A 13,334-nucleotide genomic window follows, 5' to 3' on the forward strand; every position below is an offset into this window, starting at 1 on the left:
TGTTGTTCTTCCTCGGCGTACCGATCCCGATCATCATCCTGATCGCCCTGTTCGTGCACTGATCCCTCTGAGGCAGGATGCCTCTGCCGCTTTACCTTCGGGTAAAAGCGGCTTTTTGCTTTCTGCGGTGCCAAAAGCGAAAATCCCTGCGCAAAGCGGGCGTTCCGCTTTATCACTTTAAGGATGAGTCAGTTGGACAAGAAGGAAACCAAACGCCAGGTCGGCGAAATGCTCGATGCCGGTCGCTCGAAAACCGAGACTTTCCAGGCATTCTCCGGTGGTGCGCTGAAAGACAAGGCGCTGGCCTACCTGATCGGCTCACGCCCCGATCCGGATCTGATTGAACGACACGCCGGCAAGATCAAAATCCTTCTCGGACTGATCTATGTCCAGGCGCTGATCGGTCTGGTGGGCGGCTATTTCCTCGGGCTGACTATCAGCACTGGCTTTGCCATCGGACTTGGTTTGTTTGCAGGTGGCGTGCCTTTGCTCTTTGCCTGGGGTTTTTATCGCAACGCAGCTCACGCTTACACGGTGTACGTGGTGCTCTCGATCAGCCAGGTGCCGCGCATGTTCAAGGAATACGGAGATGACCCGACCGGTACGGTGATCGGCGTGGCAATCACGCTGGCGATGATTTTCTACGTCGCGTGGTTGAAGAACCTGCTGTTCCCCGACCTCGGTTTCTTCGGCGCAAAGAAAATCAAAGGCCAGTTCGTCTTCTCCAACTAATCGTTACCATCCCGCCATTTTCACTGGCCTGGATCAATATTTCGCGTGGCGATGTCGCCTACCGTAAATGACCCAGGCCTTTGCTGAGGTATGAGCTACAGTGCTTCTCGCGCACCTTGTTGCGCTGACGAAGTATCCGCGTCGACGTTGAAAACACAGCAAAAAAGCGTCGACGAGGCGTAGTGCAGCAAGGAGCTGTCACAACCTCAACTGAATCTTCACGGACGAACACCGTAATGAACTGCCTAGAAAGAACCTTCGATATCCAGCCCTTGGTGCAGGCGGACATGACCGTGCACATCAACGGCCAAACGATCAGCGCCGCCATTGGCGAAACTGTCCTCAGCGTCATCCAGTCCCTCGGCGTGCGGCAGATCGCACGCAACGACCACGATCAGATCAGCGGCGCCTATTGCGGCATGGGCGTGTGCCAGTGCTGTCTGGTGAAAATCAACGGTCGCCACAAACGCCGGGCCTGCCAGACCGTGGTGCGCGACGGCATGCAGATTGAGACTCAGGTCAACCGCGTCGTCGCGCAGGAGGTCGTATGAGCCTGCAACCGTTGATCGTCGGCGGCGGGCCGGCGGGGATGGCGGCGGCCATCGAACTGGCGCGCCACGGCGTGCGCAGCACCTTGCTCGAAGAGGCTTCGCGCCTCGGCGGGGTGGTCTATCGCGGGCCGTTGCGTGATGGCGTGCAACTGGATTATCTCGGGCCGCGCTATTCCGAAGCACTGGACAAACTGCATGGTGAATTTCAGCAACAGTCGGGGCTGATCGACGTGCGCCTCAACCATCGCGTGGTCGGCGCCGAAGGCACCCGCGCGTTGGTGGTGCTCGACGGCGATGAGCAACTGCACGAGATCGCTTATCCGCAACTGCTGCTGGCCGCCGGTTGTCATGAACGCAGCGTGCCGTTTCCCGGCTGGACGTTGCCGGGAGTCATCCTGCTCGGCGGCCTGCAACTGCAGATCAAGAGTGGCGTGGTCAAGCCGCAAGGGCCGGTGATCATCGCCGGTACCGGGCCGCTGCTGCCGCTGGTGGCGACCCAATTGCATGCCGCTGGCGTGCGCGTCGCCGGTGTCTACGAGGCTTGCGCGTTCGGCAAGATCGCCCGCGAGAGTCTGGCGCTATTGAACAAACCGCAGCTATTCCTCGACGGCTTGAGCATGCTCGCTTACCTCAAGTTGCACGGCATCCCGATGAACTACGGTTGGGGGTGGTCGCAGCCCACGGCGAGGGCGAATTGAAGAGCGTCAGCGTCGCGCCGTATTCGTCGACGTGGGAGGCGGATCTGTCGCGGGTCGAACGCTTCGAAGCGCAGACGTTGGCGGTGGGGTACGGTTTTATTCCGCGCACGCAATTGAGTCAGCAGATGGGTCTTGATCACGGCTTCAGCGACGATGGCTACCTGCGAGCCCACGCCAATATCTGGCAGCAAAGCAGCGTGGCGCATGTGCATCTGGCCGGTGACATGGGCGGAATTCGCGGCGGTGAAGCGGCGATGCTCGCCGGCAAGATCGCCGCCACTTCGATTCTGCTGCAACGTGGCGTACTCGACGCCGGACTGGCCCGCGTTCGCCGCGACCGTTACGCGAGCAAGCTCAGAGCCATCGTGCGCTTCCGCGCAGCGGTGGATCGCTACACCGAGCGCGGCGTCGGCCAGACTGCTTTGCCCGCAGCCGACACGGTGATCTGCCGCTGCGAACATGCGACCCGCGCCGACATCGACCTGGCCCTGGAGCAGGGCGTGCAAGACATCGCCAGCCTGAAAATGCGCACCCGCGTGAGCATGGGCGATTGCCAGGGGCGGATGTGCGTCGGTTATTGCAGTGATCGCCTGCGCCAGGCCACCGGACGTCAGGATGTCGGCTGGCTGCGCCCGCGCTTTCCGATTGATCCAGTGCCATTTTCCGCGTTTCAGTCCTTCGGCACGGAGGCCGCTTCCCATGAGTAAGTTCTACGACGTGGTCATTGCCGGTGGCGGTGTTATCGGCGCGTCCTGCGCCTACCAATTGTCAAAACGCAAAGACCTCAAGGTGGCACTGATCGACGCCAAGCGCCCCGGCAACGCGACCCGCGCGTCGGCTGGCGGTTTGTGGGCGATCGGCGAGTCGGTCGGCCTCGGCTGCGGGGTGATTTTCTTTCGCATGATGTCGGCCAATCGCAAGCGCGCGACCCAGGGCGCAGCGGTGGCGGTGGACGCCAGTACGCCGCACATTTTGCCGCAGTCGTTTTTCGATTTTGCCTTGCAGTCCAACGCGCTGTACCCGGCGTTGCACCGCGAGCTGAAAGACAACCACGGCATGGATTGCAAGTTCGAGAGAACCGGGCTGAAATTCGTGATTTATGACGACGAGGATCGGCTGTATGCCGAGCACATCGTCGGCTGCATTCCGCATCTGGCCGATCAAGTGCGCTGGCTCGATCAAGCGGCGTTGCGCGCGGCGGAGCCGAGTGTCAGTCATGAGGCTCGCGGGGCGCTGGAGTTTCTTTGTGATCATCAGGTCAGCCCGTTCCGCCTCGCGGATGCCTACATGGAAGGCGCGCGGCAGAACGGCGTCGACATCTTCGTCAACACCAACGTCACCGGCGTGCTGCATCACGGCACTCGCGTGACGGGAGTGCAGACGGCGGAGGCGGGGGTGTTCCACTGCAAGACGCTGATCAACGCCGCAGGCGCCTGGGCGGCGGATTTGAGCGAGTGGGCGACGGGTATTCGCATTCCGGTAAAACCGGTGAAAGGCCAGATCCTGCTGACCGAGCGCATGCCGAAGATCCTCAACGGCTGCCTGACCACCAGCGATTGCTACGTGGCGCAAAAGGACAACGGCGAAATCCTCATTGGTAGCACCACCGAAGACAAAGGCTTCGACGTCACCACCACCTACCCGGAAATCGCCGGGCTGGTGCAGGGCGCGGTGCGCTGTCTGCCGGAGCTTGTGGACGTCAATCTGAAACGCACTTGGGCGGGACTGCGTCCGGGCTCACCGGATGAATTGCCGATCCTCGGGCCGATGCGCGGGGTCGAGGGTTATCTGAATGCTTGCGGGCACTTCCGCACCGGCATTCTGACGTCGGCGATTACCGGGGTGTTGCTGGACAAACTGGTGAATGACGAGCCGCTGCCGCTGGATATCACGCCGTTTCTGGCGGAGCGGTTTGCAGTTGCAGCCGTCGAGCCGGTGCCCGCGCTGGAACTGGCCTGACCCAGGCAGCATTGATGTTGAATGTGCCGGCCTCTTCGCGGGCAAGCCCGCTCCCACAGGGTTATATGTCGTACACGAAATATCGGTTCGACTCGACCAATGTGGGAGCGGGCTTGCCCGCGATGGCGGCTTGAGCAGCGCCGGATTTTCAGCTGTCGCGCGCTTGCTCTTCCAGTTGATCCGATTCAAACAACTTCGCCAGTTCCGCCCGGGCTTCCTGGGCGGTCTGCAGGACTTTGGCGGCGTCGTCGTAAACGGCGTGTTGCGCCTCCAGTACCTGTTCGTCGTGATGCTTGAAACGCTTGATGCGCGCATCGGCCTGGGCCTGGGTCAGCCCGAGGCCGACCAGCGTGCGCCGGCTCATTTCCAGGCTCGAATAATAGGTCTCACGAATCGCTTCCGCGCCGACATCAACCAGGCGATGCACGTGCTGACGGTTACGCGCGCGGGCGATGATTTTCATGTGCGGATAGAGCTTGTGCACCACTTCGGCAGTCTTGATGTTGGTCTCCGGATCGTCCGTGGCAATGACGAAATACTCCGCTTCGCCAACCTTTGCCGCGTGAAGGATTTCCGGGCGCATCGGGTCGCCATAGAACACCGGCACACCGCCGAAGCTGCGCGACAGTTCGATGGTTTCCACCGAGGTGTCCAGCGCAACGAACTTGATGTTCTGCGCGCGCAGAATCCGCGCCACGATCTGGCCCATCCGGCCCATGCCGGCAATCACCACGCGCGGCGCTTCGGTGTCGATTTCGCGGAATTTCTCCGGCACTTCCACCGGCTGCACTTTGGGGCTGACCAGCCGTGCGCAGATCAACAGCAACAACGGCGTCAGCGCCATCGACAGGGTGATGGTCAGCACCAGCAAGTCGTAGAGACGCGGCTCGAACAGGCCTTGGTCGCGACCGATCTTGAATACCACGAAGGCAAACTCACCGCCGGCAGCGAGGACGATGCCGAGGCGGATTGCGCTGATCTTGTTCAATCCTCCCGCCAGGCGCCCGACCACGAACAGCAGCGGCAATTTCAGGCCGATCAGCAGCAGGGTCAGGCCCAACACGGTGATCGGCGCGCTCAACAACAGGCTGAGATTGGCGCCCATGCCGACGCTGATGAAAAACAGCCCGAGCAGCAGGCCTTTGAACGGTTCGATCTGCGCTTCCAGTTCATGGCGATATTCCGAATCCGCCAGCAGCAGGCCGGCAAGAAACGCACCCAACGCCATCGACACACCGACCAGATCCATCAGCCACGCCGTGCCGATCACCACCAGCAGCGCAGTGGCAGTAGATACCTCGGGCAGACCGGTTTTCGCCACCACGCGGAACACCGGACGCAGCAGATATCGCCCGCCGATCACCACCACGGCAATGCCGCCGAGCACCTGCAGGCTGTGCCGAATATCGTCGGCGGTGCTGGTGTGGTGATCAACGCCAGCGAGCATCGGCACCAGGGCGATCAATGGAATCGCGGCGATGTCCTGGAACAGCAGAATCGCAAACGCCAGACGCCCGTGGGGGCTGGTCAGTTCCTTGCGTTCGGCGAGGCTCTGCAGGCCAAACGCGGTAGATGAAAGCGCCAGACCGAGGCCCAGCACGATCGCACTGTTCAGCGGCTGGCCGAACACCGACAGCGCCAGCCCGCCGATCACGGACGCGGTCAGCAGCACCTGCGCCAGGCCGACACCGAACACCGATTTGCGCATCACCCACAAGCGCCGCGGCGACAGCTCGAGGCCGATGATGAACAGCAACAACACCACGCCGAGTTCGGAAATATGCGCAACGCTTTGCGGATTGCCGATCAGTCCCAGCACCGATGGGCCGATGATCACCCCGGCAAACAGATAACCCAGCACAGCGCCCAGTTGCAGGCGTTTGGCCAAAGGCACGGTGAGCACCGCCGCGAACAGAAACACGACAGCGGCTTGCAACAGATTGCCTTCATGGGGCATTGGAACGACTCCTGACTACGGGTACGGCGGGGCGACAAGGATAAGGGTTACGCGGTCTCCAGACCATTCGAGATCCAATGTGGGAGCGAGCCTGCTCGCGAATGCGGCGGGTCAGTCACCTATGCATTGACTGATGCCCCGCATTCGCGAGCAGGCTCGCTCCCACAAGGGCAGCTCTTTCAGGCCTGTAATAATTTGCATCAAATGGTTACATTTATAACCCCTGCGCATCAATTTCCGGAAACGCCATGGCCATCAACTTCGACCTCAACGACCTGCAAGCCTTTCGTGCGGTGGTCGAGCAGGGCAGTTTTCGCAAGGCTGCCGAGACCGTGCGCCTGTCGCAACCGGCGCTGAGCCGGCGCATCGAAAAGCTTGAAGATGCCCTCGGCGTGAAACTGTTCGAGCGCACCACGCGCAAGGTCAGCCTGACCCAGGCCGGGCGCGGCTTCATGCCCAGCGTCGAGCGCTTGCTGGATGATCTCGACATTGCCTTGCTCGGCATCAGCGAAGTCGCCTCGACGCGTCTGGGCCATGTCACCGTCGCCTGCGTGCCGTCGGCGGCGTACTACTTCATGCCCCGCGTGGTCGCGCGCTATCATCAGCAGTTTCCACGGATCAAGGTCAAAGTCCTCGATTCCAGCGCCCACGATGTGTTGAGTGCGGTGGTCAATGGCGAGGCGGATTTCGGTTTGAGTTTTCTCGGCACGCAGGATGCCAAAGTCGAGTTCGAACCGCTTGTGCAGGAGTGCTACGTTGTCGCCTGTCGTCGCGATCATCCGCTGGCCGGGCGCAGCAGCGTCAGCTGGGACGAGTTCTATCAGCAGGATTACATCGCGCTGGACAAGACTTCGGGCAATCGCTTTCTGCTTGATCAGGCCTTGGGCGGGGTAGTGCCGCAGCGGCAGAGCATCTGCGAGACGCGGCATGTGACGACGATGATCGGGCTGGTGGAGGCGGGCTTGGGCGTGGCGGCGGTGCCGTTGATGGCGATGCCTGGGCCGGATCATCCGATCCTGACGCGGGTGCCACTGATTGAGCCGCAAGTGGTGCGCAGTGTCGGCATCATCAAGCGCCGGGATCGCACGTTGACCCCGGCGGCACTGGAACTGGAGCGGCTGGTCGTGGAAATGCGCGTCCAGCCGCCAACGCTCAGCGCTTGACCGAATCCAGCCCGGTGGCCTGCACGTCAGCCTGAGCGGCCGGTGCAGCGAGGTAAGCGAGCAGGGCCTTGGCTTCTTCCGGATGCTCGGCCTTGACCGGAATGCCAGCGGCAAAACGCGTCACCGACTGTACCGATTCCGGAATCTTCGCGACGAAACTCACGCCCGGCACCGGCAGCAATTCGCTGACCTGCTGGAAGCCCAACTGATAGTCGCCAGTGGCAACCACCGAGCCGACCGGGATCCTGGCGATCATTTTCGCCTTCGGTTTCAGCTGGTCTTCGATACCGAGTTTCTTGAACAGCTGCTGCTCGATGTACACGCCGCTGGCGCTGTCGGAGTAGGCCACCGACTGCGCATCAAGCAGGGTTTTCTTCAGACCATCGACATTGCTGATGTCCGGTTTCGCCGCGCCCTCACGCACCACCATGCCGATCCGCGAATCCGCCAGTTCAACGCGGGAGGCCGGGTCGACTTTGCCTTGTTTGATCAGCTCATCGAGGGCGTAGCCGACCATGATCACCACGTCGGCGTGCTCACCGCGCGCCAGACGATTGGGAATTGCTTCCGGCGCCTTGCCCATCGACGGGCCGAGGCTGGTGGTCAGGGTGTTACCGGTGGCGGCAGCGAATTTCGGCCCGAGGATCTTATAAGCGGCAGTGAAGCCACCCGAGGTCATCACGCTGAGTTCTTCGGCCTGAGCCGCGAAGTTGAAGGCGAGACCGGCGAGCAGGGCAGTGACAGTAAAGAGTTTTTTCATGGCGAGTTTTCCTCAGGCCGCGACAGGTTGCAGACGACCACCGGCACGGCGGTACAGATAAAGCGTGGCGCACAGCGCGCACAGGGCACCGATGCTCATCCAGTAACCTGGCGCGGCTTTGTCGCCGGTGTACTGGATCAGGAAGGTCGACATCGCCGGGGTGAAACCGCCGAAGATCGCCGTGGCCAGGCTGTAGGCCAGGGAGAAGCCGGCGACGCGCACTTCCACCGGCATGATTTCGGTCAGCGCCGGAATCATCGCGCCGTTGTACAAGCCGTAGATGAACGACAGCCACAGCAGCGACAGCAGCATGTTGGTGAAGCTCGGCGCCTGCACCAGGAACGACAGCGCCGGATAAGTCGTGGCCAGCGCCAGCAAGGCCATGCCGATCAGTACCGGACGACGGCCGATACGGTCGGACAACGCACCGCCAATCGGCAGCCAGAAGAAGTTCGAAACACCCACCAGCAGCGTCACCAGCAGCGCGTCGGAAGTGCTCAGGTGCAGCACGGTTTTACCGAAGGTCGGCGCGTACACGGTGATCAGGTAGAACGCGGTGGTGGTCAGCGCGACCATCAGCATCCCGCCAAGTACCACGCCCCAGTTCTGGCCGAGGGTGCGGAACACTTCGCGCATGCTCGGACGGTGTTTGCGCGCGGCGAACTCTTCGGTTTCCGCCAGATTACGACGCAGGAAGAAGATGAACGGGACGATCATGCAGCCGACGAAAAACGGAATGCGCCAGCCCCACGCAGCCACGGCTTGCGGCTCCATCCACTGGTTCAGACCGTAGCCCAGCGCGGCAGCAACGATGATCGCCACTTGCTGACTGGCCGACTGCCAAGCAGTGAAAAAGCCTTTGCGGCCCGGCGTAGCGATTTCGGACAGGTACACCGAAACACCACCGAGTTCCGCGCCGGCGGAGAAGCCTTGCAGCAGTCGCCCGATCAGCACCAGCGCCGGGGCGAACAGGCCAATGGTTTCATATCCGGGCACCAGCACAATCAATATCGTGCCGCTGGCCATGATCGACAGGGTGACAATCAGACCTTTGCGCCGGCCGACATCATCGATGTATGCACCGAGCACAATGGCGCCGAGCGGACGCATCAGGAAGCCTGCGCCAAACACCGCGAACGTCATCATCAGGGAGGCGAACTCGCTGCTCGCCGGGAAGAACACCGCCGCAATCTGCGTGGCGTAAAAGCCGAACAGAAAGAAGTCGAACTGTTCGAGGAAGTTGCCCGAGGTCACCCGGAAGATGGCACCGGCCCGCGAGCCGTTGGTAGGGATTGAGGCTGTCATAGGAAAAGTACTCCACCGCTTTTATGACGTGCGCTACGGAGAAGCGGCGCACGGTTTTTATTGAGGTGGATGGTGGCGCAGATGTAACAATCTGTTAATTGCATTGTTGGCATGGATTGATGCGCGGGGCGGATCAATGCTTTCGGTGCTTAGCGGCATATGTGGGAGCGTGCGTGCCCGCGAAGGCTTTTTGTCGAGCTGGTTGACCGGGTACATATCCGTTGCTGCGGTAACGGCTGCTTAGGGTTTCGCCCTTACGGCGAGTCACCTTTTCCAAACGCCGAAAAGGTAACCGAAAAGGCTTGCTCCTGCGTTCGGCCCTCGCAGGCTCGGGTTCCTTCGCTGCGGGATCGATCCGGGCGCAGCGGCTACGGTTTGCTTCGCTGCACCTCCTTGCGCTGTGTCTGGCTGCGCCAGACGGTCGCTGCGCTCCCACCCCGGATCAATCCCTCCACTTAGCCTTCCGACGTCGCCCGTGGATCAAAAGCACTCGAGCTAACGCTCATTGTTGAGTGGGGCGGCTTCGCTGCTTTGCTTTTCTGTGGGAGTGGGCCTGCTCGCGATAGCGGTATCAGGCGAAAATGATGTTTGCCAGTCGAAGGTTATCGCGAGCAGGCTCACTCCTACAGAGATCGGAGCTCCGGTCAAAAAATTTGGTGAAACACCAATCTCTGTGGGAGCTGGCTGGCCAGCGATGGCGGTCTGATGGACGAAGCCCTCTAGTGTCCATCTCTGGCAAAAAACAAGGAATGTTTCCCGCGCCGCACAGTCGGAGTTCAGGTACTACCTATCTGAAAGAGGTTCACCGATGAACAGCAAAACCCTAATCGCCAGCCTGGCCCTTGTTGCGGGCATTGCCGGGATCACGCCCATTGTTCAAGCGGCGCAAACCTCCAGCGACCCCTCTGTGCAATCGCCGACCAGCGATCGCCAGCTGAAGGTCAACGACCGCGCGCCGGAAATGTACCAGCGCGAAGACAAGGCGCTGAAGAACTGGAAAGCCAAAGGTCTGAAAGCACCGATCGAGCAGGCGCAGTGGGTGCAGATCAATGACAAGTACGTGATGGTGATGATCACCAATGGCACGATTGTCGAGATGCAGCCGGTCGAGAAATAGCCTCGGCTTTACAATTGGCCACGGATGGCTGATTGCATTCGAACGCCGTTCCGGTAAAACAGCGGACGTCTGGATGAGGAACAAGGGATTGGACAAGAAACCGCTTTACCGCAAAGTGAATACTCGAACGTGGGGTGTTCGTCGCCACGAATCAGTTGCGCATTATCGCGATCAGCGCAACAGCAAAGCTGCAAGCCGTGACGAAGGCATGCGAAGTTCGATGCACCCAGGCAAACAATACGGGCGAGATTACACGCCGTTGTTTCGCTTCCTGCTGTCTCGGGTTGGCGGTTCTTGGGATGCCATTTTCAGCGAAGCTGTGGCGCGACTGGATCAATCAGCGCCGGTGTTCTGGATGGTTGCCATCCATGAGAAGGATCGCGAAGAAGTCGTGCGACTGGGTGAGTCCAGTTATTTCAACGGTCTTTACGTCGACGAGCAAAATCTCCTGCAACTGGTCAATCCGAAACTGAAGGCGCAGGACATGACGCCGAGCTGCGAGTGCTGTACGCACACGTTCAACGGTGTCGTATTCGGCCAGACCGCGGGCTTTGGCCCGCGCACATCGTCAGTTGTCGACGCAGAAGAACCGCCAGCATGAATCAGAGCAGCTCCCCCTTGTCCCACAAATGCACCAGCTCCCCGGTGCACGGTCCTCCGGCACCTTCAACACCATTTCCCCGGACTGATAGCGCACCTCAATCTGATAAAAGCGTTGATCACCACGTCCGGATTCGCTGCTGTCCAGCGGCAGGCACCCCTCAAGCACCGAGCAGATTCTTGAACGCTGACTGATGTCGCATTGCGCGAATTCAATTTCCCGTGGGCGGCTCAGGCTGTGAATCGCTGCAACGCCACCCTGGCGAGATACGCGCAAAACGGAATCGTCATCCAGCTCGGGTAGCGTTTTCATACAGTCTCCTCGGATTATTCGATGCCGACCTGTGCCCAGGCTTGCTGCACTGAGCCGGCTGCTTCGGCGCCGAAGCGCTGACCAGCGTGGTCGATGGTCAATTTTGCAAACGCGTCGAACGTTGCCTCTTGGCTCAAGCGGTTGTCGCATAGTGTGTCGTACCAGATGCGTCCGGCTTTTTCCCAGGCAAATCCACCAAACGCGCGGGCCGTCAGATAAAACGCGCGGTTGGGAATCCCGGAGTTGATGTGCACGCCACCATTGTCTTCGCTGGTGATGACGAACTTGCGCATATGGTCCGGCTGCGGGTCCTTGCCCAGCAGCGGGTCGTCATACGCCGTGCCGGGGTGCGACATCGAGCGCAGGCCCTTGCCCTGGATCTTAGGCATCAGCAGGTCGGCGCCGATCAACCAGTCGGCCTGCTCGGCGGTTTGACCGAGGGTGTATTGCTTGGTCAAGACACCGAACACGTCTGACAGCGACTCGTTCAACGCGCCGGACTGGTTGGCATAAATCAGCCCGGCTTCGCTTTCGGTGACGCCGTGGGCCAGTTCATGGCCGATGACGTCGAGCGAGCGGGTGAAGCGCTGGAAGATTTCGCCATCGCCGTCACCGAAGACCATCTGCGCACCGTTCCAGAATGCGTTCTCGTAGCCCTGGCCGTAATGCACGCTGCCGATCAGCGCGAAACCTTGATTGTCGATCGAGTCGCGACCGAGCACTTTCCAGAAGAAATCATAGCTGGCGCCCAGCGCATCGTAAGCCTCATCGACCGCCGGATCGCCCGACGCCGGCTGGCCCTCGAGACGCACCGGCATGCCCGGCAAGAGCATTTTGTTCTGCGCATCATGCACGCTGCGCCGGGCCAGGCCAGGCTTGGTCGCCTCCGGCAGAATCGCGCGCGCCGGCGGCTGCGAAGGGCGGCCGGGATTGGGCAGCAGACTGCGCACGTGGTTGAGCGTCTGCATCGCGGCGCTGCGCTGCGGCTCCGAACCGTGAGCAATGATTCGGTTGAGGATGTAGGGCGGGATGAAACTGCGCAGCAATCGAGAGTCGGTCATCAAAGCATCCTTGTCGTCATACGATGTCGATACACATGTGAGCGGTAAGGCGTGTTTTCGGTTCCATGGATTGCCATCGGCAACGGATTCTGCGAAAAACGCCGCCTGCAAATATCTCAACAGAGCCAACGACATGACAGACGAACTGCAAATCATCGACCTGCAACCGGGCGACGGCAAAGCCGCGGTGAAGGGCGCGCTGATTACCACCCAATACACCGGTTGGCTGGAAGACGGCACTGAATTCGACTCGTCCTGGAGCCGGGGCAAACCGTTTCAGTGCGTAATCGGCACTGGGCGCGTGATCAAAGGCTGGGATCAGGGGCTGATGGGCATGCAGGTCGGCGGCAAACGCAAATTGCTGGTACCGGCGCATCTGGGGTACGGCGAGCGGACCATGGGCAAGATTCCGCCGAATTCGAATCTGGTGTTTGAGATTGAGTTGTTGGAGGTTTTGACGCGAGGGATTGACGTCTGAGGAACGTGCGTCTGGATGAAGCCACCCTCATCCAGACGCTTGCAACTTCGGATGCTCAGGTGAACATCTCAATATCGTCAATTGTGTCCTCAATGATGCCCTGCAACGAGGGCATCCGACGCCTTAAGTTTTCGAGCGCCGGCAAAACGGTTTCGGTATCCAGTCCATGCCGACGAGCGATATGGCCCAGGGCGGTGATGGCAGATGCAGCAATCGCCTCGGTTTCGCTGGAGAGGTGCTGGAAGCAGATCGCCTGAGCCCACACTGCATCTTCTTCGCTCATACCAATCGACACTAAGCCCATTACCACATTTTCGGCGACGCCACTTGCAATGCGAGTCATCGCCGCGTCGCGGGAAATGGATGGATCTTGGTAGATGAGGCTCATCGTCGACGCTAGCCCCTGACGCCGATGAATAAGTCCAGCTCCTTCGGCAATTGCTCTCCGAGTATTTCGCTGATCCGTTGAGTTTGGTCCGCAGTCAGCAGCCATTCTCCGTCGGGACTTAGATTGAGTTCTGGCCAGCCCATTACGGCCAATATCGGACGCTCAGATTTCGAGTGGACCGTCAGCTCGAATTTCAGCGTATCGTCCTCGCTTTCGTCTGGTAAAAAACCACTAATCCATAAATACATATTT

Annotated in this window: 13 protein-coding genes and 2 pseudogenes; 8 read left to right on the forward strand and 7 right to left on the reverse strand. The window is 60.4% G+C overall.

Going from position 1 to position 13,334, the window contains the following annotated elements; all coding sequences use genetic code 11:
• The first annotated feature begins 192 nt into the window (after positions 1 to 192).
• From LJU32_15190 to hcnC, 4 genes and pseudogenes are all read left to right on the forward strand, one after another.
• Complete coding sequence (locus LJU32_15190; protein WKV87156.1) at positions 193 to 732, forward strand: hypothetical protein; 540 nt, start codon at positions 193 to 195, stop codon at positions 730 to 732.
• 236 nt (positions 733 to 968) lie between these two features.
• Positions 969 to 1,283, forward strand: a complete 315-nt coding sequence (locus tag LJU32_15195) for a (2Fe-2S)-binding protein (protein WKV87157.1) — start codon at positions 969 to 971, stop codon at positions 1,281 to 1,283.
• Positions 1,280 to 2,688 (forward strand): annotated as a pseudogene (gene hcnB / locus LJU32_15200) (cyanide-forming glycine dehydrogenase subunit HcnB). The gene LJU32_15195 and the pseudogene hcnB overlap by 4 nt, the downstream one beginning before the upstream one ends.
• On the forward strand, positions 2,681 to 3,940 hold the full coding sequence (gene hcnC, locus LJU32_15205; protein WKV87158.1) for a cyanide-forming glycine dehydrogenase subunit HcnC: 1,260 nt from the start codon (positions 2,681 to 2,683) through the stop codon (positions 3,938 to 3,940). The pseudogene hcnB and the gene hcnC overlap by 8 nt, the downstream one beginning before the upstream one ends.
• Positions 3,941 to 4,088: 148 nt before the next feature.
• Here hcnC and LJU32_15210 read toward each other — a convergent pair whose 3' ends face one another.
• Entirely contained in the window at positions 4,089 to 5,897 is a 1,809-nt protein-coding gene (locus LJU32_15210; protein WKV87159.1) for a monovalent cation:proton antiporter-2 (CPA2) family protein, read from the reverse strand.
• A 248-nt stretch (positions 5,898 to 6,145) separates the two neighbouring features.
• On the opposite strand from LJU32_15210, the gene LJU32_15215 reads away from it, so the two are divergent.
• Positions 6,146 to 7,060 carry a LysR family transcriptional regulator gene (locus tag LJU32_15215; protein WKV87160.1) on the forward strand — a complete coding sequence of 305 codons (915 nt, stop codon included), beginning with the start codon at positions 6,146 to 6,148 and terminating at the stop codon, positions 7,058 to 7,060.
• Here the strand turns inward: LJU32_15215 and LJU32_15220 are convergent.
• Complete coding sequence (locus tag LJU32_15220) at positions 7,050 to 7,820, reverse strand: substrate-binding domain-containing protein (protein WKV87161.1); 771 nt, start codon at positions 7,818 to 7,820, stop codon at positions 7,050 to 7,052. The genes LJU32_15215 and LJU32_15220 overlap by 11 nt on opposite strands.
• Positions 7,821 to 7,832: 12 nt before the next feature.
• Complete coding sequence (locus LJU32_15225; GenBank protein WKV87162.1) at positions 7,833 to 9,125, reverse strand: MFS transporter; 1,293 nt, start codon at positions 9,123 to 9,125, stop codon at positions 7,833 to 7,835.
• 808 nt (positions 9,126 to 9,933) lie between these two features.
• On the opposite strand from LJU32_15225, the gene LJU32_15230 reads away from it, so the two are divergent.
• Both LJU32_15230 and LJU32_15235 read left to right on the forward strand, forming a co-directional pair.
• Positions 9,934 to 10,242 (forward strand): RcnB family protein, encoded by a 309-nt coding sequence (locus tag LJU32_15230; protein ID WKV87163.1) that lies wholly within the window; start codon positions 9,934 to 9,936, stop codon positions 10,240 to 10,242.
• Between the two features lie 88 nt (positions 10,243 to 10,330).
• Positions 10,331 to 10,843: a hypothetical protein gene (locus LJU32_15235; GenBank protein WKV91106.1), complete on the forward strand. Its 513-nt coding sequence runs from the start codon at positions 10,331 to 10,333 to the stop codon at positions 10,841 to 10,843.
• 1 nt (position 10,844) lies between these two features.
• On the opposite strand, the pseudogene LJU32_15240 reads toward LJU32_15235, so the two are convergent.
• Together LJU32_15240 and LJU32_15245 are read right to left on the reverse strand one after the other, a co-directional pair.
• Positions 10,845 to 11,155: pseudogene (locus LJU32_15240) on the reverse strand (hypothetical protein).
• Positions 11,156 to 11,169: 14 nt separating this feature from the next.
• Positions 11,170 to 12,216, reverse strand: coding sequence for a M4 family metallopeptidase (locus LJU32_15245; protein ID WKV87164.1), 1,047 nt, complete (start codon positions 12,214 to 12,216; stop codon positions 11,170 to 11,172).
• 133 nt (positions 12,217 to 12,349) lie between these two features.
• Between LJU32_15245 and LJU32_15250 the strand changes: the two genes are divergently transcribed.
• Positions 12,350 to 12,694 (forward strand): FKBP-type peptidyl-prolyl cis-trans isomerase, encoded by a 345-nt coding sequence (locus tag LJU32_15250; GenBank protein WKV87165.1) that lies wholly within the window; start codon positions 12,350 to 12,352, stop codon positions 12,692 to 12,694.
• Between the two features lie 55 nt (positions 12,695 to 12,749).
• Here the strand turns inward: LJU32_15250 and LJU32_15255 are convergent, their stop codons facing one another.
• Together LJU32_15255 and LJU32_15260 are read right to left on the reverse strand one after the other, a co-directional pair.
• On the reverse strand, positions 12,750 to 13,082 hold the full coding sequence (locus tag LJU32_15255; GenBank protein WKV87166.1) for a hypothetical protein: 333 nt from the start codon (positions 13,080 to 13,082) through the stop codon (positions 12,750 to 12,752).
• 8 nt (positions 13,083 to 13,090) lie between these two features.
• Positions 13,091 to 13,330: a hypothetical protein gene (locus LJU32_15260; GenBank protein ID WKV87167.1), complete on the reverse strand. Its 240-nt coding sequence runs from the start codon at positions 13,328 to 13,330 to the stop codon at positions 13,091 to 13,093.
• Positions 13,331 to 13,334 lie beyond the last annotated feature (4 nt).

Source organism: Pseudomonas sp. B21_DOA (assembly GCA_030544685.1).
Lineage (GTDB): Bacteria > Pseudomonadota > Gammaproteobacteria > Pseudomonadales > Pseudomonadaceae > Aquipseudomonas > Aquipseudomonas fluorescens_AO.